This is a genomic window from Streptomyces sp. NPDC088350, from assembly GCF_044753545.1.
Lineage (GTDB): Bacteria > Actinomycetota > Actinomycetes > Streptomycetales > Streptomycetaceae > Streptomyces.
This window is the reverse complement of the sequence record NZ_JBIVNL010000023.1, coordinates 60,218-81,751: the sequence shown is the minus strand read 5'-3', so window position 1 is coordinate 81,751 and position 21,534 is coordinate 60,218. Positions and strand designations below refer to the sequence as shown.

Genomic DNA, 21,534 nt, shown 5'->3' with positions numbered 1-21,534 from the left:
CGGTCTCTCCTCGTGGGGGCTGTGCTGGGTACGTCAGCAGTGGTGGGGGAAGTGCCGCGGGGCGCCTAATGGGGGGCCAGGAACCGGATGGTTCGGTCGTGCCGGGGGGCGTCGAAGACCGTCTCGGGCGGGCCGGCCTCCACGATTACGCCGTTGTCCATGAAGACGACCTGATCGGCGATGCCTCTGGCGAACTGCATCTCATGGGTGACGACGACCATCGTCATGCCTCCGCCGGCCAGCGAGCGGATCACCTGGAGGACGTCGCCGGTCAGTTCGGGGTCGAGTGCGCTGGTGGGCTCGTCGAACAGCATGGCCCTGGGCTCCATGGCGAGGGCGCGTGCGATGGCGGCGCGCTGCTGCTCGCCGCCGGACAACTGGTGCGGGCTCGCCTTCTCCTTCCCGGCGAGGCCGACCTGGTCCAGCAGTTCGCGGGCCCGTTTCTCGGCCGCTCTCCGTTTCAGTCCGAGGATCGCGCGCGGCGCCTCGGTGATGTTGTCGAGGATCGTCATGTGCGGGAAGAGACGGAAGTTCTGGAAGACCATGCCGATCCGGGACCGCTGGCGGGACACGGCCCGGCGCGAGCGCTCGTACAGCTGGTCGCCGTGCCACTCGTATCCGACGAGTTCGCCGTCCACGGTGATGCGGCCCGCGTCGATGCGCTCCAGCCGGTTCACACAGCGCAGCAGTGTGCTCTTGCCGGAGCCCGAAGGGCCGATGACGCAGGTGACGGTGGACGTGGGAACGGTCAGTGAGACGTTGTCGAGCACCAGCTGGGTACCGAAGGACTTGCGGACGCCGACTGCCTCGATCATGGCCGGGCTCCCGGGGCGTAGCGGCGTTCGACGAAGTACTGGGCGATGCCCAGCAGGGTGGTCAGCAGCAGGTACCAGAGCGTGGCCACCAGCAGCAGCGGGATGACCAGGTAGTTCCGGTTGTAGATGAGCTGGGTGGCGTACAGCAGGTCCTGGACGGCGATGACGCTGACGATGGAGGTGCCTTTGAGCAGCGCGATGACCTGGCTGCCCGCGGGTGGCAGGATCGCGGGCATCGCCTGCGGCAGCACGACGCGCCGGAAGATCCGCCGGCCGCTCAGGCCCAGCGCCTCGGCAGCCTCGGTCTGGTCCCGGCCGACGGAGAGGACGCCTGCCCGTACGATCTCGGCGAGCTGGCCCGCCTCGTGCAGGACGAGGCCGATCACGGCGGCGGTCAGGCCGCTGATCATCCGCTCGGTGGAGAAATCGGTGAAGGCCGGCCCGAACGGGATGCCCAGCGACAGTTTCGGGTAGAGCAGCGAGATGTTGTACCAGAACAGGAGCTGGACCAGCATCGGCACCGACCGGAACAGCCAGGTGTAGCCCCAGCTCAGCGCCGTGAGAACCGGGTTACCCGACAGCCGCATCACGGCGAGCGCGGTGCCGAGGACGAAGCCGCCGGTGAAGGCCACGGCCGTCAGCCACAGGGTGGTGCCGAGGCCGGCGAGAACCGTGTCGGCGGTGAAGTACCGGGCTACGACGTCCCAGCGGAACGCGTCATTGGTGGCGAGGGCGTTGAGGGCCATGGCGAGCAGGACGAGTCCGGCTGCGGCGGCCACCCAGCGCGACGGCCGGGGACGGGGCCGCGCGATCGCCGCGTCGGCCCCGTCCTCGGCCCGCCCGGAGCCGTCGGCGAGTTCCTTGCCGGGATCGGTGCGGAGGGAAACCATCGGCGGTCCCTCAGTCGTTGGTCCGGTAGTACGGCAGGACCTGTTCGGCGAAGAGGCGCATGGTGCGGGCGGACTCCTCGAACGGCATGGCGCCGGAGATCACCTGGAGGCTGATGGTGAAGTCGCCGAACCAGGCGCGGATGTCGTCGATCGCGGCCCGTACCTCCGCGGGCGTGCCGACCAGCGCCTTGCGTTCGGCGACGGCACGGTCGAAGTCGCCCTTGCCCGCCCGCTCGACGATCTTCTCGTAGCCGGGGTAGTCGGCGCTGCGGGTCTCCTTCCAGGCGGACACGGCGGAGGCGAGGGCCTGGTTGGCGCGGTCGGAGGCGAGCTTGCCCTTCTCCCTGGCCGTCTGGGCGTCCTCGGCGAGGTAGCAGCTGTAACTCATGTGGATGTCCTCCTCGGTGGGTTTGAACCCGGTGGCCGAGGCGGCGTCGCGGTACAGGGCGAGCGTCTTCTGGACCTGCTCCCGCGGGTTGATGGACGGCACGAGCATCACGCCGTACCCGGCGCGGCCGGCGGCTTCGGCGGACGAGGGGGTCTTGGCCGTGGCGACGAGGATGCGCGGGTGCGGGCGCTGCCAGGTGCGGGGCAGCAGCGTGAGCGGCCCGAAGCGGTGGAAGCGGCCCTCCCAGACGACGTCCTCCTCCGCCCACAGCCGGCGGCATGCCTCGACGCCCTCGTCGAAGCGGGCCCGGCTCTCGTCCATGGACACTTCGAAGGCGGTGAACTCGTCGGGCAGGAAGGCCCGTCCGAATCCGACGTCGAGCCGGCCCTGCGAGATGTTGTCGAGCATGGCGAGCTTGCCGGCGAGCTTCAGCGGGTGTGTGAACGCGGGCAGCACGGCACCGGTGATCAGCCGGACCCGGCGGGTGCGGGCCGCGACGGCGGCGAGGAAGGTCACCGGGTCGGGGCTGTAGCCGCCGTACTCGTGGAAGTAGTGCTCCACGGTCTTCACATGGTGGAAGCCGAGTGTGTCGGCGAGCTCGGCCAGTCGCAGCGACTCCTCGAAGTGCTGTCCCGCGGACTTCTCCGCCGGGCCCACGGTGGGGAAGAGGTTGATGCCGAACTTCATGAGAGCCCCTCGATGTGATGGCTAGTCGGACGCGGCGGGCGCGGACAGAGCGGGTGCGGACAGATGGACGTAGTCCCGGTGGTGGTAGAGCATCGGCGCACGGCCCGACACGGCCGCGTCCTCGATCCGGCCGAACAGGACGCAGTGGTCGCCAGCCTGGATCTCCCGGAGGACTGCGCACTCGGCCACCGCGCTGACGTGCGGCGCAGGCAGCAGGGGTGCCCCCGACGCGCGGTCGGACGGCCGCCAGTCGAGCCCTTCGAACTTCTGGCTGTTCTTGCCCGCGAAGCGTTCCGAGAGCTGTTCGGTGTGCACGGCGAGGAAGTTGACCGCGAAGCCGCCCGAGTGCCGGATGGCGCGCAGGGTCCGTGACTGTGTGCCGAGGCAGACCAGCAGCAGGGGTGGCTCTTTCGACAGGGCGGTGACGGCGCTGGTGGTCAGGCCGCTCGGCCGGCCCTCCGGGTCCAGTGCGGTGACGACGCACACCGCGGCCGGATGCGCACTGAACACCGCTCGGAAGAGTTCGTCATCGATCGCCATGGTCCGTGCCTCCTCCGTTCCGCGCCAAGGCTGGCCACGTACTCTGGAGGGCTGGTCCATGCTCCCTTGAGGCCTCGTCCGCCACGGAGGTTCCGGACACCTCCCGGAGGACCTTCGCGAGCAGCGCCGTGGCGTTGCGGTGCAGCGGGAAGTCCGTACCGGGCGGCAGGATCCCGCTCTCGTCGAGGAGCCGGGCCACGCGGGCGGTGACGACGCAGAACCGGTACGCGGCGAACACCTCGTGGTAAGACAGGTGGCGGGCACGGCGTCCGGTGCCGTGCTCCCAGCGTGCCACCGTCGTGGCCCGGTCGGGCAGTCCGGCGAGGCGTGCGGCGCCGATGCCCTCGCTGAGGTGGCGGTCCATGTGCAGGTACCAGGCGAGGTCCGCCTCGGGCGGGCCGAGCGCCGCCATCTCCCAGTCGAGCAGCGCCGCGGGCCGGGTATCGGAGTAGATGATGTTGCCGATGCGTGCGTCTCCCCACAGCAGCGCGGGCAGTCCGGCGTCGTCGGGCAGGTTGCCGTTCAGCCAGTCCAGGGCGGCCCCGGCGGTGGCGTTGCCGCCGGCACCGTAGAAGTCGAGATGATGGGTGAAGTGCCTCAGCAGCCGGCCGCTCCCCGGGGGGCCGAACTCCGGCCGGTCGAGAAAGTCGAGCCCCAGCGCACCGGGGTCGAGGCGGTGGACGGAGGCGAGCGCGTCCACTCCCCCGTTCCACACCTCGGCGCGTGCCGCGGGCTCCAGGCCGGTGAGCCAGCCCTGGCGGTGGTACGAGGGCAGATCGGCGGGGATCTGTCCGTCGACGCGTTCCATGACGAGGAACGGGGCGCCCAGGAACTCGGCGGACGGCTCGTCCCACAGCACCTTCGGCACCGGCAGGCCGGTGCCGCCGAGCACGCGCAGCAGACGTACCTGGTCGGCCCAGAAGTCCTCAGGGAAGACGCGGTGTCCGGTCGGGGCGACGCGGATGGCGAGGGGCTCGCTGCGGCGGACGCCGGCCACCGTCCACTCCGCGTCGAGGAGCAGGATCTCGCCGGAGAACCCGGCCTCCTTGGGCACGGTGACGGGGCCGAGCTCGACCGCGTCGATCTCCGCGGAGCGGGTGCCGAACCAGTGGGTGAGCACGGCTCGGGTCAGGTCGGGGTCGCGTTGGAGGGGGACGGGCACGGGGCCTCCTCAGGCTGGCCGGTGGCCGGGGACGGACAGGGCGGGGACGGGCATGCTGCCGCCGTCGCGGATCACGGACTGCAGACGGCGGATGGCGGGCCCGGGCGCGACGCCCAGGTCCTGGACCAGCCGGTGGGTGAGCCGGGTCGCGGTGTCGAGGGCGTCGCCTGCCCGGCCGACCTGGTAGAGGGCGGTCATGTAGCGGGCGTGCAGGGGTTCGTGGGTGGGGTGGCCGCGGGTCAGGACCGCCAGCTCGGGCAGCACCTCCCGATGGCACCCGAGGCGCAGCCGTGCGTCCAGGTATGCCTCGTGCACGTCGAGGCGGCGTCGTTCCCAGTGGGTGACCGCGGACTGGAGCACCGGGCCCGTGCGTACGTCGGCGAGAACCGGGCGGTGCCACAACGCGAGGGCGCCGCGCAGCAGTACGGCCACCGCCGCGTCGTCGCCCGCCGGTACCCGGCCCGCCCGCTCGACGAGGTCCTCGAAGCACAGGAGGTCCAGTTCACCGGGGCCCACGACCATCAGGTAGCCCTGGCCGACGGTCCTGAGCCGGTCGCGGGCGGCGGCGCGTGAGGCGACGGACGGCAGTCGGGCGAGCAGCCGACGCACGTGCATGACGTACGTCTGGAGCGTGGTCGCCGCGCTGAGCGGCGGATGGTCGTCCCAGATCTCGGCCACACAGGTGTGGACCGGCATGACCTGGTTGGCGTGGAGCAGCAGCAGGCCGAGCAGTTGGCGCTGTTTGGGCGCCGTCGGCAGGTGGCGGCCGCCGCCGTCCGTGACGGACAGCCCCCCGAGCACGCCGAATTCCATCGTGGTTCCTTTCTCTTCCGGTCTTCTCCGGCTGCTCCAGCCGCCCTCCACCGGCAGGCGGCGCAATGGGGCGTCGGGGGCACGGATCACGTCGAACAGGTGGAGGGATCGTGTCGGGGACAGTGGTGACGGTGGCCGACGGGGTGCACGCGTACGTCCAGGCGCCGGGCGGCTGGTGCGTGAACAACGCCGGGATCGTGGTGGGCGAGGACGCCGTGCTCGTGGTGGACACGGCGGCCACCGAGAAACGGGCACTCGCGCTGCGGGACGCCGTCGACGCGCTGGCCCCCGGGCCGCGCCGGATCGTGGTGAGCACTCACCACCATGGTGATCACACCTTCGGCAACCATGTGTTCGCCGGCCCGCACACCGATCTCGTCAGCCACGAGGGAGGCCCCGCCGAACTCCTGCGCAGGGGTACGGCGTTGCAGTCGCTGTGGCCGGACGTCGACTGGGGGAACACCCCGACCGTGCTGCCGACGTCCACCGTGGGCGACGGCGCCACGCTGGACCTGGGCGGCATCACCGCGCATCTCGTGCACCCGGGCATCGCGCACACCGGGGACGACCTGGTGGTGTGGCTGCCCGAGCAACGGGTGCTTTACGCCGGGGACTTGGTGTTCTCCGGAGCGGCGCCGTTCGTGCTGATGGGCTCGCTCACCGGGTCCCTGGAGGCCCTGGCGCGGCTGCGGGCGCTGCGTCCCCGGGTGGTGGTCGGCGGCCACGGGCCGGTCGGCGGGCCCGAACTCCTCGACTCGGTCGAGGAGTACCTGCGCTGGGTGTCCGGCCTGGCCGAGCGGGGTCTGGCCGACGGACTGAGCCCGCTGGAGACGGCGCGGCGCGCGGATGAGGGCGCGTTCGCGGCGCTCCTGGACCGGGAGCGCCTGGTCGGCAACCTCCACCGTGCCTTCCAGGAGGCGGTGGGCGGGGTGCACGGCGCCCACATCCCGTCGACCCCGGCCATGCGGGAGATGGTCGCCTTCAACGGAGGGCGTCCCCTGAAGTGCCTGGCCTGAGGCCGCGGAGGAGTCCATGGCGCCGAGCGTTTCCCCGCTCGGTCGAGCGGCACTCCAGATCCGCTGGACCGGCGGGGGCGTCGTCTCCAGTGCCGTTCCGCCGTGGCACGAGCCGGGACGCCAACGCTCGGCAGAGCCCCGAAGCCCAAGCTGTGGAGGACAGATGAAACTGCGTGGCAGGACCGCCGTCGTCACCGGGGGTACCCGTGGGCTCGGCCGGGACGTGGCGCTCGCGCTCGCTGCGGAGGGCGCCACGGTGGTCGCCGCGGCCCGGGAGACGGCCGAGGATCCGGGCGGCGGTGTGGCGGTGCTGAAGGCGGACGTGACGGCGCCGGACTCGATGCGGACGCTGATGGACACCGTCCACGAACGGTACGGGGGGCCGCACATCGTGGTCGCCAACGCGGGCCTGAGCCGGCCGGGCCCGGTCACACAACTGTCCGTCGAGCACTGGAGCGAGGTCGTCGACACCAATCTGCACGGCGTCTTCCACACCGTACGGGCGGCCCTGCCGTATGTGCGCAAGTCGCCGGGCGGGCGGGTGATCACCATGTCCTCCCTGCTGGGCTCGCGGGCCATGCCGGGTGCCGTCGCGTACTGCGCGTCGAAGGCCGCGGTGGAGGCGTTCACCCGGGTGACGGCGTTGGAGCTGGCCGCCGACGGCGTGACCGTGAACTGTGTGGCGCCGGGGTACATCGACTCCGGCATGGGCCGGGCGCTGATCGGCAACGAGGAGCTGTGGGCGAGGCTCGCCCCGACACTCGCGGCGGGACGTCCCGGCACCGGCGACGAGGTGGCCCGGGCGGTGCTGTTCCTGGCCTCGGCGGACAGTTCGTACGTCAACGGGCAGGTGCTGCGGGTGGACGGCGGGGTCCTCTGACGGACCCACGGGACGGGGTGCGGGCGGCGGAGTGGCTCCGTCGCCCGCACCCCGCTCCTCGTGTCAGGGCTCAGAGCTGCACCGGCTGTCCCTGGCGCACCGGCACCGTGAGGTGCGGCTCGCCCTTGATGAGACCGGTGAGCGCGTCGAGCCGGCTGCGGAACTCGGGCTCCGCGAGGGCCTTGCGGAAGGTCTCCTCGTCCTCCCACTCCGCGAGGTTGAAGTAGACGGAGGAGTCCTTGCCGGACCGGACGAGGGAGTAGCGGATGAGCCCGGGCTGGGTCTCCATGAAGGCGCCGACGGCCTCGTAACGCTTCTCGAACTCCTCGGCGTCGCCGATCAGGGTGAGCTTGTTGACGAACACGACCATGGGGGTCTCCTCAGTGTGCGGCCGTTACGGCGGGGGTGTCGGGCGCGGTCTCGCTCAGGACGGGGTAGTCGGTGTAGCCGCGGGCGCCGCCCTCGTAGAAGAACGGGGGCTGCCAGGCGTTGAGCGGGACCCTGGTGCGCAGTCGGTCGGGCAGGTCGGGGTTGGCGAGGAACTGCCGTCCGAAGGACAGCAGGTGGGCGCCGTCCTGCAGGGCCCGGTCGGCGGTGGCGAGCGTCGAGTCGGTGTCGAGCGGTCCGGTACCGCAGTTGACGATGACGGTGCGCTCCCACAGGCGGCTCAGCCGCTGTACGAGTTCGGTGTCGCTGCCCGCGACGAAGTGGACGTGGCCGAGGCAAAGCCGGCCGAGTTCGGCGAGCAGCGCCGGATACGTCTCCGTACGGTCCGGCTCGGACATGTCGTTGAGGGGGAAGCCCGGCGACAGGCGCATCCCGACCCGCTCGGGCCCGACCTCAGTGGCCACGGCCCGGGCGACGTCGACGGCGAACTGAATCCGGCCCGCGACGTCTCCGCCATGGGCGTCGGAGCGCAGATTGGTCGCCGACGCCAGGAACTGGTGGAGCAGATAGCCGTTCGCGCCGTGGATCTCGACGCCGTCGAAGCCGATCTCTGCGGCGGTGCGGGCGCAGCGCGCGAAGTCCCCGACGGTACGGGCGATGTCGTCCTCGGTCATCGGCCTCGGCACCGGATAGGCCGGCTGCCCGCGGAAGACCCGGGCGGTTCCGTCGGCCCGTACCGCGGAGGGAGCGAGAGGGGTCTCCCCGTGCAGGTCGGGGTGGCTGATCCGGCCCGCGTGCATGATCTGCAGGTACATCCGCCCGCCGCGCCGGTGCACCGCATCGACGACTCCGGCCCAGGCGCGGGCCTGTTCGGCCGTGTGCAGCCGGACGCTGTGGGCGTGTCCGACCGCGACCGCGCTGGGATGGGTGGCCTCGCTGATGACGAGTCCGGCGCCGGCCCGCTGCGCGTAGTACTCCGCCATGACCGGCAGCGGGGTGCCGTCGACGGTGGTACGGCCGCGGCCCATTGGGGACATGACGAGCCGGTTGGGGAGTTCGAGGGCGCCGAAGGGGACCGGGTCGAACAGCGTGCTCATGCGTCGGTCCCGTCATGGGTGATGTACCGGCTGCGCACCAGCCATCCGTCGCCTTCGCGTTCGAGGACATCCTCGGCGGTCGTGCTCAGATACAGCCGCGGCTCCCCGCCGCGCGGCGTCTCGAACACCACGGCGTAGTAACGGGTGCGTACGATGTCGGGCTCGACGGGTTCCGCGGCCACCATGCCGAACCAGTGGCGCCGGGTGAGGCCGCGCGTGGCCAGGGCGTCGATGCCCTTGCGCATGCCCGCGGCGATGTCGGCGCGGCCCTGTTTCACGCCCGGCTTCACGTTCTGGGCGAACGTCCCGTCCTCGGTGAACTGCTCGGCCCACTCCTCGGCCCGGCCGGCGTCCAGCAACTGTGCGTGTCCGGCATAGAACTGGATGATGGCCGCGTAGTCCAGGTGGGACACGGTCTGCGTGTCCGACGGTGCGGTCCGCGTCACGGTCTTCCTCCCTCGGTTCAGGGTCGCCGGTCGGGCGCTGTCCGTGCCAGGTTCGGCGGCATTGGTGGAGCGGGCGTGGAGTCCGGCTCCACTGGGCATGCGGCCGGCCCGGTCAGCCCGCGGACCGCAGGGCGACGGGGCTGGCGTCTCCCGGAGCGGGCAGGTACACCGACTCGGCGAGTGGGGCGGAGTTGAGCAGGTCGGTCTGGAGGTCTCGCATCCGGGCCGAGGGCTCCAGGCCCAGCTCGGTGTTGAGGGTCCGGCGCAGCCGGGCGAAGGCATTCAGGGCGTCGGCAGTCCGCCCGGACCGGTGGAGCGCGATCACGAGCTGTGCGTACAGGTTCTCGTAGGTGGGGTACTGCCGGGTGAGGACGCTGAGTTCACCGATCAGCTGGTGGTGCCGGCCGATCCGCAGGTCCGCGTCGATGCGCTGTTCGAGGGTGCCGAGCCAGGTCTCATGCAGCCCGCTGAGCCGCATCCGCAGCAGAGGCCCGCACGTGACGTCCGCGAGGGCCTTGCCGGTCCACAGTCCGAGGGCGTCGTGCAGCAGCGCGGACTCGCGGGCGTGGTCACCGGCGATCCGGGCCATGGACGCCTGGTCGACGAGTTTCTCGAACTGCTGGAGGTCCAGCCGGCCGGGGTGCACGGCGAGCAGGTAGCCGCGGTCCCGGGTCTCCAGCCGCAGGTCCGCGGGGGCCGTCCCGCCCGCGCTTCTGAGTGTCTTGCGTATCTGCATGACGTAGGTCTGCAGCGTGGAGTGCGCGCTGTGCGGAGGGGCGTCGTCCCAGAGCTCGTCCACGCACTCCTCGACGGTGACGACCTGTCCGGCGTGCAGGAGCAGCAGGGACAGCAGCTGCCGCTGTTTCGGGGCCCGCGGAGTCAGGGGTCGCAGACCGTCGGTGAGGGTCAGCGGGCCGAGGATCCGTGCGTACATGTCGCCTCCAGGGCTGGCCGGTTGCCGGGCGGGCACCATCGTGCCGCCCGGCCCTTACGGCTTCCCTTCGGCGGCCTTTCACCCCGGCCGGACCGCCCTTTCACGTGTCCCCGCCCGTACACGCCGTACATCGCGCCGCAACACTGCGGCGACACGACGCCCCGGAATCAACTCGCCCTTTGGTTCACGCATTGCAGTCCGGGAACAGCGCCCGTCCGTCGAAGCCCTCGGGCAGCTGCCTCCTGTCCACGAGTTGGTCCCCCTCGGCTTCGTTCGGGCCTGCACCGACACGTGCCGGAGCCAGACCGGTCCGCCCGCACAGTTCCGAGGCCTGTGCGCTGAGCAGCCGGAGCCCGGAGCGCTGGGCCACTGCGGAGGCACGCATGCCGAGTTCGTACGCCTCGGCCCGCCGCGCCTCGTCAAGCTCCAGCCTGCCGAGGCCGATCAGTGAGTGCGCCTCAGCCTGCGGGTGGCCGATGCTCTCGGCGATCCGCAGGGCCCGGCCGAACTCCTCGCGGGCCTCGGCCGAGTGGCCCCGGATCAGGTGCACCCCGGCGAGCACGGTGCGTGCGTTCGCCTCCGGGGCGAGATAGCCGTGGTCCCGTGCGATGACCGCCGCGCTCTCGGCGTGCTGGTGAGCGAGGTCGACATAACCGTTGCAGGCATAGACCTGGGCGAGTCCGGAGGAGGCGAGGACCGAGGAGTGCGGGGCGTTGAACTCCTCGCTGAGCGACAGCGCCTCGCTGAGGTCGGACATGGCGGCGTCCCAGTCCCGCAGGTCGGCGCGGACGGCACCGAGCCGGGCCAGGACCTCGGGCCGGGAGCGGCGTGCCCCGTCCTCTTCGAGGATCGCGGCGGCGCGGGCGAAGTGGGCCTCTGCGGCACGCAGCCGGCCCTGGCTGTGCCGGGCCATGCCGAGATAGAGCAGGCCGCGGGCTTCCACCTGGCGCAGTTCCAGCCGCCGGCTGATCTCCAAGCCCCGCTCCAGCAGGGTGACGGCGCCGTCAATGTCCTTGTTGGGCCGCTGGAGCTGGTTCATGGCGATGGCGTTGACAGTGACCGCCTCGAAGTCGCGGATGCCGAGCCGGATGAACACGCGGTGGGCAGCGCGCAGTTCGCGGGCGGCGTCGCCCAGCCGGTTGAGTCCCTGCAGGGCGAGGCCGACGTTGAGCCGCATCCCCGCCTTGAGCCGTGGTTCGCCGAGCGAGGTGGCGGCGCGGAGTCCCGCCTGGGCCACCGTAAGCCAGTCCGTCTGGAGTCGGCCCAGTGAGAAGTAGCCGCGGAGCATGTCGGCGAACCGTACGCAGACCTCGTCGAGCCCGTCGTCCGCGGCCCGTACAACGAGGGTGACCAGGTTGGACTGCTCGGCCTGGAGCCACGCCTGGGCCGCCTGCGGGGAGATCTCGCGCACGGGGACCTGCGGGTCGGGCCGCAGTACGCGCAGGAAGCCCGGGTAGCAGGACTGTACGGCCTCGTCCGTCCGGTGCAGATACCACCGGCACAGCTGGTTCAGAGCCTGCCGCCGGTCCTCGGGACTGTCCTCCTCGACGCCGCGCTCCGCCGCGAACAGGGCGATGAGATTGTGGAAGCGGTACGTGTCGCAGGCCTCGGCCTCGATCAGCTGGGCGGCGGCGAGCTTGTCGAGAAGCTGCTCCGCCAGCCTCGGTTCACACCCCGCGAGCTGGGCGGCCGTACGCGTCGTGAAGGCCATGCCCCCGACGATGCCGAGGACCCGAAAGAACCTCCGGGACAGCGCGGGGAGTGACTCGTAGGCCACGCTGAACGCGGCCCGTACGGCGGTGGCGGGGCTGTCGCCGAGGGCGAGCAGCTCCAACGGGTCTCCCTCGCGCAGTGCCTCCGCGAAGGACTCGACGGAGCGCCAGGGCCGGCCGGCGAGGTGCCCGGCGGCGATGCGCAGGGCGAGCGGCAGCCTGCCGCACAGTTCGACGAGTTCGGCGACGGCCTTCCGGGACACCGTCTTCTGCGGGCGGTCGAGCACCGCCGTCAGCACCTCCTCGCTCTCCCGCTGCGAGAGCAGGTCGAGGGTGAAGCTGCGGGCCCCGTAGACGGCGACCAGGTCGGGGCGGTACTCGCGGTGCAGGGCCAGGACGGCGCAGCTCGGTGAGCCCGGCAGCAGATCGTGCACCTGCTGGCTGTCGTTGACGTCGTCGATGACGATGAGGACACGCCGTTCCGCCAGCCTGCTGCGGAGCACTCCGGTGAGCTGATGGCGTTCGGCGGGCAGTGCAGAGATGTCCGCGCCGGAGGAGAAGAGCAGTTCGGCGATGATGTCGTGGACCGGGCGGGCCTGACCACGGGGATCGCGCAGACGTATGTACCACTGGCCGTCCGGGTAGGCGGAGCCGAGCCGGTGGGCGGCGCGCAGGGCGAGGGCCGTCTTGCCGATGCCGGGCGGTCCCACGAGGCTGACCAGGGGGACGGCGGTTCGCTGCCGTGGGTTGAGCGCGTTCACCACGTCTTCGAGGAGTTCCCCGCGGCCCGCGAAGTGGGTTGCCTCGGGCGGCAGTTGGCGCTGGACGACCCAGGGCGCGCCGGGGTTGACGGTCGGCACTCCCACAGGCTGGCGCAGGGCTGACGGCGCACGTGAGGGGCTCGCCGACGGCGTGGCACGGCGTGCGGTGAGGTCGGGGAGTTCGCCGATCTCCGCCAGCAACTGCCGGTGCAGGTGCTGGAGTTCCTGTCCCGGCGGCAGGCCGAGTTCGCGGTCGAGCATGCGGTAGTAGTCCCGATACTCCTCCAGGGCCACGGCGATCTGCCCGGTGCCCCGCAGCGCACGCATGAGGTACTCGCGCAGCCGTTCCCGCAGGGGGTGTTCGGCGGTGAGGGCGCGGATCTGCGGGATGACGTCGGGGCCTCCGCCGAGGCCGAGCACGAGCGCGAAGCGTCGCTCGGCCAGGCTGAGACGCTCCTCGACGAGTTGCGGAAGGACCTCCGTCTGCAGGGAAACGGAGGCGATTGTCCCGAAGGGGTCACCCCGCCATTCGGCCAACGCACGTTCCAAAGCGGCCAGTTCGCGAGCGGTGTCGCGCTCACCGCGGGCGGCCCGGGCCTCTTCCGCGGCACGGCGGCTGCGTATGAGGTCGAGGGTGGCCGGGTCGACGGTGAGCCGGTAGCCGCCCGGATGGGTTTCGATGACCGGGCTGCCGCCAGTGTCCGGCGGTGTTCTCAGCAGGGCTCGCAGCCGCGTGGTGTGGACGTGCAGCGCGGCGCGGGTGTCCCGGGGCGGCTGGTCGTCCCAGAGCCGCCGGATGAGTTCGTCGGTGGTGACCACCTGATCGATCCTCATCAACAGCGAGATCAGGAGCACTCGCTGTTTGGGGGACGAGACGGTCAGTTCACGTCCCCCCAGTCGGATCGCCAGCGGCCCGAGTATTCGTAAGTCGGTAGAAGCACGTTCTCCGTTCAAGCGCACACCTGCCTGCTAGCTCACCCTGTGCACGGTCGGCCGTGCACGGTCGTCACAGTAGGACCCGCTCGCACACCTGACCGCCGACGTGTGATCCAGGTCTCAGCCAGTCAAACAGTTGAAGCTCCAGTTCAAGACACAGTCGCCTGACCGCCCACCAGTCCGAAGCGCCGCGCCAGCAGTTCGTAGGAGCGCATACGGTCCTGCGGGGAGTGGATGGTGGACAGCACCATGAACTCGTCGATGTCGAGCGCCTCCGCCATGGAGGTGAGCACCTTGTGCACATGGTCGGGGTCTCCGACGACGCAGCGCGGCCAGTCGGCCACCTCGTCGGCGAGCGGCTCCGTCTCTCCGCGCAGACCGTCCAGCGCGGCCTCGGGCGACGGGAGCGGCAACAGCAGCCCGCGTCCCATACGCAGCCTGAACAGCCGTTGACTGGCGAAGACGCGCTGGGCCTCGTCTTCGGTAGGGCCGCAGTAGACTCCGACCCCGATCTGGATGCGCGGCCTGGAACCGCCCCTGCCGTCGAAGGCCCCCCGATAGGCCTCGACGACGGAACGGGTGATCTGCGGCCGCCCGAAGTGCGCCACGGAAATGGGCAGTCCGAGTCGTGCGGCGCGTTCCGCGCTGCCGGTGCTGGCCACCAGGAGCCACACCTCCGGGGCCCCGGAGGTGGGCATGAGCTGGATGCGGCCGTAGGGATGACCATCGGGGAATCCACCGTGCAGGAAGGCCAGGAGCTCCGCGAGCCGCTGGGGGAAGTCGTCCTCGCCGTCGACCGCGGAGCCGGGCGCCAGGGCGTGCGCCTCGATACTGCCGGCACCGGTGCCCCGCCCGATACCGAGGTCGATCCGTCCGGGCGACAGGGCCCCGAGGACGCGGAACACCTCGGCGACCTTGAGCGGGCTGTAGTGGGGCAGGAGGACTCCCCCGGAGCCCACCCGGACCCGGCTGGTCTCGGCGGCCGCCCGGGCGACCATGACCTCGGGCGCGGGGCCGGCGAAGGAGGGCGTGGCGTGGTGCTCGGCGAACCAGTAGCGGTGGTAGCCGAGCCGGTCCGCGAGGCGTACCAGGTCCAGGGAGTTGTGCAGCGCGGCGGCCGGAGTGGCGCCCTCGGGCACCACGGACTGGTCCAGGACGGACAGTTTCATGCGGGTCTCCTTCACGATTGAGGCCGTGAGGAGAGGGCGGTCTAGGGGGTGGCGCCGGCCGCGGTGTGCCTCAGGCGGGCGACGAGTGAGGCCCAGCGGTCGTCGAACGAGGCGACATCGAGCAGCCCCGTGAGCTCGTCACGGCAGCGGGCCTCCGCCTGCTCACAGCGTTCGGCACCCTCGGGCGTCAGCATGCAGTAGACGCCTCGGCGGTCGTGCTCGCAGGAGACCCGGGTGGTCAGGCCCTTGTTCTCCAGGCGGGTGACGAGCCGGCTCATGGACGACTGGTCGAGCCCGACCGCGGCGGACAGTTCCTGAACGCGCGTGCCCCGGACATGGCCGAACCGGAGCTCGTTGAGCACCATCAGCTCGGGCAGCGAGATCTGGTACTCGCTCGCGAGCGTCCGCTCCAGCGACTGGTTGAGCTGACCCACCATCAGCGTCAGCCGACGCCACAGGTCGAACTCGTCGGGACGCCCCGCACGCTCATCGGCCGACATGTCCGCCTCCCCTTCGTTCGCTCCTCCTCCACTATAGCCGCCTTCATGCATAGTCCTTGTGTATGCATGCGTTCTTCAGGCGCCTTCCCGGGCAACTCTGCCCCAACCGACAGGCGAGGAACAGATCAAACAGAGATCTGGCTCAAAAATAGATGCGTGCACCGTCATTTATCTCTACGGTGGAAGTCACTGTCCACCAACATCCAGGCGGTACGCATGACAAGCGGAACACCCGAATCCACCACGGCGAGCGACAAGCTCGATCCGGCGTTCCTGCGGATGGCCGGCGTCCTGCTGCTCGCCCTGCTGATGGCGTTGCTCGACGAGACGATCGTCAACGTCGGCCTCAAGACGCTCGGCGGCGAGTTCGACTCCCCCCTGTCGACCATCCAGTGGGTCACTGCGGGCTATCTGCTCGCCGTGGCCGTCGCCACACCGTTCGCCGGATGGGCCGTGGACCGGTACGGCGGCCGCACGATGTGGCTCGTGGCCGTCTCGCTGTTCGTCCTCGGCTCCCTGCTGTCCGGCTTCGCCTGGTCGATCGAGTCCCTCATCGCCTTCCGGGTGCTCCAGGGCATCGGCGGCGGCATGATCGTGCCCGTGGTGCAGAGCGTGCTCGCCACGCGCGCGGGACCCGCGCGCGTGGCCAAGGCGATGGCGCTCATCTCCCTGCCGCTCACCCTCGGCCCGATCCTCGGCCCCGTCGTCGGCGGTGTGCTCGTCGATGCGGTCAGCTGGCGCTGGATGTTCCTGATCAACCTGCCGATCGGCCTGCTCGCCCTGGTGCTCGCACTGCGCACCCTGCCCGCCGACGAACACCGGGGCCGGCCGGAGGAACGCCTCGACGTCCTCGGGCTGGTGCTGCTCTCCCCCGGCTTCGCCGCACTGGTCTACGGCTTCACCACCGCCGCCCACTCCGGCGACGCGACATCCCCCGAAGTGCTCGTCGCATTCGGTGCGGGCGTCCTGCTCCTCATCGGCTATGCGGTGCACGCGCTGCGCACGACAGTGACACCGCTCATCGACCTGCGCATGTTCGGCAAGCGCGGCTTCACCATGGCCGTCATCACGATGTTCTTCGTCGGGGCCGTCGCCAACACCCTGCTGCTGCTGACCCCCCTGTACTACCAGCAGTCCCGCGGCTTCGGCGCCCTGCACGCGGGGCTGCTCCTGATCCCCTCCGGTGTGCTCGGTGCCGTGGGCGCGATCACCTCGGGCAAGTCGGCGGCCAAGGTCACCGCGAGGCTGACTTCGACGGTCGGTATGGCGGTGACCGCGCTCGGCGCGCTCGCCTTCTCGCAGGTGGGCTCGGACACCAGCACCGCATGGCTGTCGTTCGCCCTGGCGCTGACCGGATTCGGCATCGGTCTCACCGCGCCGGGCACGATGGCCTTCATGTACCGGGCCGTCGGTGAGGCCAGTGCGCCCCGGGCCACCAGTGCGTTGTTCATCTTCAACCAGATCGGCGGGGCGCTCGGTATCGCGGTCATCGCCATCACCCTGCAGAAGCGGCTCGACGACGTCACGGGCCACCCGGCCGGGGCGTACGGCGGCAGCTACTGGGTGGTGATCGCGTTCAGCGCCGTCGCCGCGCTCGCCGCGCTGACGCTGCCCGGCCCGTTCCGCGCGTCCGCACCCGAGCAGCCCCAGCCTTCCGGCGAGGAACACGACACGGTCCCGGAGTCCACCCGCGCCTGACCTCCGACCAGCCCCTCCCTCGTCGGCCCGCCCACCACCCCCAGGGCGGGCCGACGTGTTTCCTGCCCGTCCAGCCCCATGAGCGCTGGATCAGGAATCCAGTGGGCGGGACTACACCTCAGGACATCCACCGCTACTGCGCTGACGAGGAAGCATGAAGGCACTCGTAACCACCGGAGTCGAGCCGCTCGCCTTGGAACTGCGGTCCGTGCCCGATCCCCGCCCTCGCTCCGACGAGGCACTCGTGGAGGTCCACGCCTCCGCCCTCAACCGGGCCGACCTGCTGCTGGCCCGCCATCGCCCGGTCGGTTCGTCCCTCGGCCTGGACGTCGTGGGCACCGTGCTGCGGCCGGCGGCCGACGGCAGCGGACCGCCCGCCGGAGCGCGGATCGCCGGCCTGGCCGAGAACAACGCGTGGGCCGAGCTCGTGGCGCTGCGCACCGACCGCATGGCCGTGCTGACGGACGGCCTCACGGACACCGACGCGGCCACGCTGCCGGTGGCCGGACTCACGGCGCTCTACGCCTTCCAGCGCGCCGGCTGGCTGCTCGGCAAGCGGGTCCTGGTCACCGGGGCGAGCGGTGGAGTCGGCCGGCTGGCTGTGCAACTGGCGCGGGCGGGCGGCTCCGAGGTGACCGCCTGGGTCAGTTCGCCGGCACGCGGAGCGGGACTCGCCGAGTTCGGGGCCGAGGTCGTCACCGGGTACGAGACCCCGCCGACCACCTCGGCCGACATTCTCGTCGACAGCGTCGGCGGCGAGGTGTTCAGCGCCGGCTACCAGCTGCTGCGGGCCGGCGGTGTGGCGGCCGTGTTCGGCAACACCGTCCGCGCCGAACTGCGTCTGCCCGCCGACTGGGGCCACGCACGGCCCGGGGTCCGGCTGGAGTACCTCTTCCTGCTCGACGAGGTCACGCGGCGCTCCGTACCGGCCGACCTCGGTCTCCTCGTGGACCTCGCGGCGACCGGACGGCTGGTCGCCGAACCAGGCCTGGTCACCCCGTGGACCGATCCCGACCGTGCCATCCGCTCCCTGTACTCCCGCGAGATCAACGGCAAGGTCGTCCTGTCCATCTGAGGGCGGCCCGGACCGTACGACTGACTGCCGCACCGCTTCCAGGACGGCACACCCCCGCCACCGCACCGCGAGGACTCACCATGCGACTGATCAGCTACGCCGAGCACGGTTCCCCCGACGTCCTGCGCCTCGAAGACGTACCGGTGCCCGCCCCGGGCCCGGGGCAACTGCTGCTGCGTACCGAGGCCGTCGGCGTCAACTTCATCGAGACCCAACTGCGTGGCAACACCACCCCGTTCCCGTCGCCGCTGCCCGGGCGCCCCGGCGGGGACGTGGTCGGCCGGGTGGAGGCCCTGGGCCCGGACACGGAGGGAGTGCGGCACGGCGACCGGGTCGTGGCCTTCGGTGTGCCCGCGGCGTACGCGGACCAGGTCGTCGTCGACGCCGCGCGCACGCTCGCCGTACCCGACTCCGTCGACGCGGCCACCGCCACCGCGCTGGGCTCCACCGCCCAGACCGCCTGGAGCGTCCTGGACGCCGCCCGGCTGGGCAAGGACGAGACCGTACTGGTGCACGCCGCCGCAGGCGCCATCGGGCACCTGGTGACGCAGCTGGCGAAGCTCCGGAGCGCGGGCCGGGTCATCGGGACCGTCAGTTCGCCTGTCAAGGCCGACTTCGTGCGCGCGCACGGCGCCGACGAGGTCGTCGACTACAGCCGGCCCGACTGGGCGGACCACGTCCGTGAGCTGACCGGGGGGCAGGGCGTCGACATCGTCCTGGACAGTGTCGAGGGCTCGGTGTTCCACGACGGGCTACGGCTGCTGAAGCCGTACGGTCGCCTGGTCTACTACGGCTTCGCCGGTGCCGGGGGCGAGGTCGCGAAGGTCTCGATGACCGAACTCCTCGGTCTCACCTACGTGGTGGGCACATCGCTGGACGTCTGGACCAGGGCCGCCCCGGAACGCGTCGCCGAGGCCCGCCGGGAGCTGGTCCGCCTGGTCACGGCGGGTGATCTGCGCGTCGCCGTACACGCCCGGCTGCCGCTGGCCGACGCGGCCGAGGCACACCGGATCATCGAAGGCCGTTCACACCTGGGCCGTGTCGTACTCGTCCCCTGAGGAGCCGGACATGACAGAACGACAGGCCCGAGCCGAGGCCCCGCCGACCGCCCCGCCCGACGAGACCGTGCCGGTCCTCGTGGCCGGCGCCGGGCCCGGTGGCCTCAGCACCGCCGTCTTCCTCAGCCTGCACGGTGTGCCCGCGCTGGTCGTCGAGCGGCACCCGGGCACCTCGACCGCGGTCAAGGCCACCGGGCAGTACCCGCACACCATGGAGGCGCTGGAGATAGCCGGGGCCGCCGACGCCGTACGCGAGCGGAGCCGCGCCTACCGCAGCGACTTCCACATGGTCGTCGCCAAGACCCTGGCGGGGCCGGTGCTGCGCACCCTGATGAGCGGTGCCGAACTCGGCATGCGGCACGTCTCACCGCAGGACTGGGGCACCGCGAGCCAGTCGGGAGTGGAGACCGTACTCGCCGACCGGGCAGGGGAGTTGGGTGCCCGGCTGCGCTTCTCGACCCGGCTGGCATCGCTCACCCAGGACGCCACCGGGGTCACGGCCGTCACCGAGAACACGGTCACCGGTGAGCGGCGCACCGTCCAGGCCCGGTATCTGGTGGCCGCCGACGGCTGGCGGAGCGGGATCCGGCAGTCCCTCGGCATCGCGATGCGCGGACGCGGCACGGTCGGCCGGGTGCTGCGCGTCCTGTTCCAGGCCGACCTGCGCGAGCAGCTCGCGCACACCGACGGCGCCGCGGACGGGCGGCGCTTCACGGCCCTGCACATCGGCCGCGCGGTCCTCTTCAACACCGAAGTCCCCGGCCTCTACGGCTACTTCCGCAACCTCACCCCAGAACTCCCGGACGGCTGGTGGGCCGGCGAGGAGACCGTCGCCGAACAGATACGCACCGACCTCGGCATCCCGGACACCCCGCTGAAGATCGAGGAGATCGGTGAGACGGAGATCTCCTGCGGGGTCGCCGAGCGGTTCCGCAAGGGGCGGGTCCTGTTCGTCGGGGACGCCGCGCACGTCATGCCGCCGACCGGTGGCATGGGCGGCAACACGGCCTACCTGGACGGCCTCTATCTGGCCTGGAAGCTCGCCGCCGTGCTCGACGGGACGGCCGGTGAGGGACTCCTCGACAGCCACGACGCCGAACGCCGCCCGTATGCGGAGCAGTTGGTGGAGCAGCAGTTCACGAACCTCGTGGACCGCATCTCCCCCGAACTCGCCGACGAGTCGACGACCGCGCCGCTGCCCCCGCCCGTGATCGCCTTCGGGTACCGCTACCCGAAGGGGGCCGTGCTCACCGAACCCGGCGACCGCGGCGACCTGTTCGAGGACCCCGCGCACCCCACGGGCCGGCCCGGGTCCCACGCCCCGTACGTCCCGCTCGTCCGCCGCGACGGCACGCCGTCCTCCACCACCGCCCTCTTCGGCCGCTCGTTCGTCCTGCTCACCGGAGCCGAGGGAGCCGCGTGGGCAGCGGGTGCCACGGCTGCCGCCCGGGCCCTCGGTGTCGGGCTGCGGGTGCATCGCATCGGCCCCGAGGCCGAACTGCGGGACACGGAAGGCGCGTTCACCGCCGCGTACGGCATCGGTGGCGCCGGGGCCGTGCTGGTGCGGCCCGACCGGTTCGTGGCCTGGCGGGCCCCCGGCTCGCACGACACCCCTGAGGCGGAGATCGACCGGGTACTGCGGCACGTCCTGCACAGGGCCGGCAGCACGGCCTGACACCGTACCGAATCCCGAAAGGACCCCTCCATGGCAGTGCCAGAGAAGGCAGCGGCAGACAAGACGGAAGGGCGGCGCGTCGCGCTGATCACCGGAGGCACGAGCGGCATCGGGCTCGCCTGCGCCGACCTCCTGGGAGAACAGGGGCACGCCGTGTTCATCTGCGGCCGGGACGGCGACAGCGTCGCCGCCGTCACCGACAAACTCCGCAGCCGCGGCCTCGACGCCGACGGCATCGCGGCCGATGTCACCTCCAAGAGCGCGGTCCAGGACCTCGTCCACGCGGCGGTGGAGCGCTACGGACCGGTGCACGTCCTGGTGAACAACGCCGGACGCGGCGGCGGCGGTGCGACGGCCGAACTCCCCGACGAGCTGTGGGAGTCCGTGATCGAGACCAATCTGAACAGTGTCTTCCGCATCACCCGTGAAGTGCTCTCCCGCGGCGGCATGCTCGAACGCGGCCACGGCCGCGTCATCAACATCGCCTCGACCGGTGGGAAACAGGGTGTGGAGCTCGCCGCCCCGTACTCGGCGTCCAAGCACGGCGTCATCGGCTTCACCAAGGCGCTCGGCAAGGAACTCGCCCTCTCCGGGATCACCGTGAACGCCGTCTGCCCCGGCTATGTGGAGACCCCGATGGCGGCTCGGGTGCGGCAGGGTTACGCCGCGCACTGGGGCACCACCGAGCAGGACGTTCTCACGAGGTTCCAGGCGAAGATCCCGCTGGGCAGGTACTCGACCCCCGAGGAGGTGGCCGGGTTGGTCGGATATCTCGCCGGGGACATCGCCGCCTCCATCACCGCCCAGGCCCTCAACGTCTGCGGCGGCCTCGGCAACTACTGACCCTGGCCGCAGCCTGGGGGCCGGAGCAGGCCGTGGGTGCCGGGCCGCACAT

General features: G+C 71.4%; 20 protein-coding genes. 7 read left to right on the top strand and 13 right to left on the bottom strand.

What is annotated here, in order from left to right; genetic code table 11:
- Window positions 1–65: 65 nt before the first annotated feature.
- From ACIQBL_RS47030 to ACIQBL_RS47005, 6 genes are read right to left on the bottom strand one after another with little or no spacing between them, the layout of a single operon-like run.
- Window positions 66–815, bottom strand: coding sequence for an amino acid ABC transporter ATP-binding protein (locus tag ACIQBL_RS47030; protein WP_401954974.1), 750 nt, complete (start codon window positions 813–815; stop codon window positions 66–68).
- Complete coding sequence (locus ACIQBL_RS47025; protein WP_401954972.1) at window positions 812–1,705, bottom strand: amino acid ABC transporter permease; 894 nt, start codon at window positions 1,703–1,705, stop codon at window positions 812–814. Before ACIQBL_RS47025 ends, ACIQBL_RS47030 begins: the two co-directional genes overlap by 4 nt.
- A 10-nt stretch (window positions 1,706–1,715) precedes the next feature.
- A complete protein-coding gene (locus ACIQBL_RS47020; protein WP_401954970.1) occupies window positions 1,716–2,780 on the bottom strand; it encodes an LLM class flavin-dependent oxidoreductase in 1,065 nt (354 codons plus the stop codon).
- A 21-nt stretch (window positions 2,781–2,801) separates the two neighbouring features.
- Window positions 2,802–3,320 carry a flavin reductase family protein gene (locus tag ACIQBL_RS47015; protein ID WP_401954968.1) on the bottom strand — a complete coding sequence of 173 codons (519 nt, stop codon included), beginning with the start codon at window positions 3,318–3,320 and terminating at the stop codon, window positions 2,802–2,804.
- Entirely contained in the window at window positions 3,307–4,482 is a 1,176-nt protein-coding gene (locus ACIQBL_RS47010) for a phosphotransferase family protein (RefSeq protein ID WP_401954966.1), read from the bottom strand. Before ACIQBL_RS47010 ends, ACIQBL_RS47015 begins: the two co-directional genes overlap by 14 nt.
- 9 nt (window positions 4,483–4,491) lie before the next feature.
- The gene (locus tag ACIQBL_RS47005; protein WP_401954964.1) at window positions 4,492–5,295 is read right to left on the bottom strand and encodes a BTAD domain-containing putative transcriptional regulator; all 804 of its coding nucleotides are present in this window, start codon (window positions 5,293–5,295) and stop codon (window positions 4,492–4,494) included.
- A gap of 110 nt (window positions 5,296–5,405) precedes the next feature.
- Here ACIQBL_RS47005 and ACIQBL_RS47000 point away from each other — a divergent pair, with 110 nt between their 5' ends.
- Together ACIQBL_RS47000 and ACIQBL_RS46995 are read left to right on the top strand one after the other, a co-directional pair.
- Entirely contained in the window at window positions 5,406–6,311 is a 906-nt protein-coding gene (locus ACIQBL_RS47000) for an MBL fold metallo-hydrolase (protein ID WP_401954962.1), read from the top strand.
- Between the two features lie 163 nt (window positions 6,312–6,474).
- Complete coding sequence (locus ACIQBL_RS46995) at window positions 6,475–7,191, top strand: SDR family NAD(P)-dependent oxidoreductase (RefSeq protein WP_401954960.1); 717 nt, start codon at window positions 6,475–6,477, stop codon at window positions 7,189–7,191.
- A 70-nt stretch (window positions 7,192–7,261) separates the two neighbouring features.
- On the opposite strand, the gene ACIQBL_RS46990 is transcribed toward ACIQBL_RS46995, so the two are convergent.
- The 7 genes from ACIQBL_RS46990 to ACIQBL_RS46960 all read right to left on the bottom strand — a co-directional run bounded on the left by ACIQBL_RS46990 (window position 7,262) and on the right by ACIQBL_RS46960 (window position 15,133).
- Window positions 7,262–7,561, bottom strand: a complete 300-nt coding sequence (locus tag ACIQBL_RS46990; protein ID WP_401954958.1) for an antibiotic biosynthesis monooxygenase family protein — start codon at window positions 7,559–7,561, stop codon at window positions 7,262–7,264.
- A gap of 10 nt (window positions 7,562–7,571) precedes the next feature.
- The gene (locus tag ACIQBL_RS46985) at window positions 7,572–8,675 is read right to left on the bottom strand and encodes an alkene reductase (RefSeq protein ID WP_401954956.1); all 1,104 of its coding nucleotides are present in this window, start codon (window positions 8,673–8,675) and stop codon (window positions 7,572–7,574) included.
- Window positions 8,672–9,121 (bottom strand): nuclear transport factor 2 family protein, encoded by a 450-nt coding sequence (locus ACIQBL_RS46980; protein ID WP_401954954.1) that lies wholly within the window; start codon window positions 9,119–9,121, stop codon window positions 8,672–8,674. The genes ACIQBL_RS46985 and ACIQBL_RS46980 overlap by 4 nt, the downstream gene beginning before the upstream one ends.
- A gap of 112 nt (window positions 9,122–9,233) precedes the next feature.
- Entirely contained in the window at window positions 9,234–10,055 is an 822-nt protein-coding gene (locus ACIQBL_RS46975) for a BTAD domain-containing putative transcriptional regulator (RefSeq protein WP_401954952.1), read from the bottom strand.
- A 184-nt stretch (window positions 10,056–10,239) separates the two neighbouring features.
- Entirely contained in the window at window positions 10,240–13,488 is a 3,249-nt protein-coding gene (locus ACIQBL_RS46970; RefSeq protein WP_401954950.1) for an AfsR/SARP family transcriptional regulator, read from the bottom strand.
- A gap of 125 nt (window positions 13,489–13,613) precedes the next feature.
- On the bottom strand, window positions 13,614–14,633 hold the full coding sequence (locus ACIQBL_RS46965; RefSeq protein WP_401954948.1) for an LLM class flavin-dependent oxidoreductase: 1,020 nt from the start codon (window positions 14,631–14,633) through the stop codon (window positions 13,614–13,616).
- 41 nt (window positions 14,634–14,674) lie between these two features.
- A complete protein-coding gene (locus ACIQBL_RS46960) occupies window positions 14,675–15,133 on the bottom strand; it encodes a MarR family winged helix-turn-helix transcriptional regulator (protein WP_401954946.1) in 459 nt (152 codons plus the stop codon).
- Between the two features lie 216 nt (window positions 15,134–15,349).
- On the opposite strand from ACIQBL_RS46960, the gene ACIQBL_RS46955 reads away from it, so the two are divergent.
- The 5 genes from ACIQBL_RS46955 to ACIQBL_RS46935 all read left to right on the top strand — a co-directional run bounded on the left by ACIQBL_RS46955 (window position 15,350) and on the right by ACIQBL_RS46935 (window position 21,482).
- Window positions 15,350–16,831 carry a DHA2 family efflux MFS transporter permease subunit gene (locus ACIQBL_RS46955; RefSeq protein WP_401954944.1) on the top strand — a complete coding sequence of 494 codons (1,482 nt, stop codon included), beginning with the start codon at window positions 15,350–15,352 and terminating at the stop codon, window positions 16,829–16,831.
- Window positions 16,832–16,985: 154 nt separating this feature from the next.
- Window positions 16,986–17,906 (top strand): zinc-binding dehydrogenase, encoded by a 921-nt coding sequence (locus tag ACIQBL_RS46950; RefSeq protein ID WP_401954942.1) that lies wholly within the window; start codon window positions 16,986–16,988, stop codon window positions 17,904–17,906.
- An 80-nt stretch (window positions 17,907–17,986) separates the two neighbouring features.
- A complete protein-coding gene (locus ACIQBL_RS46945) occupies window positions 17,987–18,964 on the top strand; it encodes a zinc-binding alcohol dehydrogenase family protein (protein WP_401954940.1) in 978 nt (325 codons plus the stop codon).
- Window positions 18,965–18,974: 10 nt separating this feature from the next.
- Window positions 18,975–20,639, top strand: coding sequence for an FAD-dependent monooxygenase (locus ACIQBL_RS46940; protein ID WP_401954938.1), 1,665 nt, complete (start codon window positions 18,975–18,977; stop codon window positions 20,637–20,639).
- A gap of 30 nt (window positions 20,640–20,669) precedes the next feature.
- A complete protein-coding gene (locus tag ACIQBL_RS46935) occupies window positions 20,670–21,482 on the top strand; it encodes an SDR family NAD(P)-dependent oxidoreductase (RefSeq protein ID WP_401954936.1) in 813 nt (270 codons plus the stop codon).
- The last annotated feature ends 52 nt before the right edge of the window (window positions 21,483–21,534 follow it).

Excerpts from the sequence above, each read along its gene's own strand:
- ACIQBL_RS47030 (WP_401954974.1), bottom strand. The coding sequence starts at position 815 with ATGATCGAGGCAGTCGGCGTCCGCAAGTCCTTCGGTACCCAGCTGGTG.
- ACIQBL_RS47025 (WP_401954972.1), bottom strand. The coding sequence starts at position 1,705 with ATGGTTTCCCTCCGCACCGATCCCGGCAAGGAACTCGCCGACGGCTCC.
- ACIQBL_RS47020 (WP_401954970.1), bottom strand. The coding sequence starts at position 2,780 with ATGAAGTTCGGCATCAACCTCTTCCCCACCGTGGGCCCGGCGGAGAAG.
- ACIQBL_RS47015 (WP_401954968.1), bottom strand. The coding sequence starts at position 3,320 with ATGGCGATCGATGACGAACTCTTCCGAGCGGTGTTCAGTGCGCATCCG.
- ACIQBL_RS47005 (WP_401954964.1), bottom strand. The coding sequence starts at position 5,295 with ATGGAATTCGGCGTGCTCGGGGGGCTGTCCGTCACGGACGGCGGCGGC.
- ACIQBL_RS46995 (WP_401954960.1), top strand. The coding sequence starts at position 6,475 with ATGAAACTGCGTGGCAGGACCGCCGTCGTCACCGGGGGTACCCGTGGG.
- ACIQBL_RS46990 (WP_401954958.1), bottom strand. The coding sequence starts at position 7,561 with ATGGTCGTGTTCGTCAACAAGCTCACCCTGATCGGCGACGCCGAGGAG.
- ACIQBL_RS46985 (WP_401954956.1), bottom strand. The coding sequence starts at position 8,675 with ATGAGCACGCTGTTCGACCCGGTCCCCTTCGGCGCCCTCGAACTCCCC.
- ACIQBL_RS46975 (WP_401954952.1), bottom strand. The coding sequence starts at position 10,055 with ATGTACGCACGGATCCTCGGCCCGCTGACCCTCACCGACGGTCTGCGA.
- ACIQBL_RS46965 (WP_401954948.1), bottom strand. The coding sequence starts at position 14,633 with ATGAAACTGTCCGTCCTGGACCAGTCCGTGGTGCCCGAGGGCGCCACT.
- ACIQBL_RS46960 (WP_401954946.1), bottom strand. The coding sequence starts at position 15,133 with ATGTCGGCCGATGAGCGTGCGGGGCGTCCCGACGAGTTCGACCTGTGG.
- ACIQBL_RS46955 (WP_401954944.1), top strand. The coding sequence starts at position 15,350 with ATGACAAGCGGAACACCCGAATCCACCACGGCGAGCGACAAGCTCGAT.
- ACIQBL_RS46950 (WP_401954942.1), top strand. The coding sequence starts at position 16,986 with ATGAAGGCACTCGTAACCACCGGAGTCGAGCCGCTCGCCTTGGAACTG.
- ACIQBL_RS46945 (WP_401954940.1), top strand. The coding sequence starts at position 17,987 with ATGCGACTGATCAGCTACGCCGAGCACGGTTCCCCCGACGTCCTGCGC.
- ACIQBL_RS46940 (WP_401954938.1), top strand. The coding sequence starts at position 18,975 with ATGACAGAACGACAGGCCCGAGCCGAGGCCCCGCCGACCGCCCCGCCC.
- ACIQBL_RS46935 (WP_401954936.1), top strand. The coding sequence starts at position 20,670 with ATGGCAGTGCCAGAGAAGGCAGCGGCAGACAAGACGGAAGGGCGGCGC.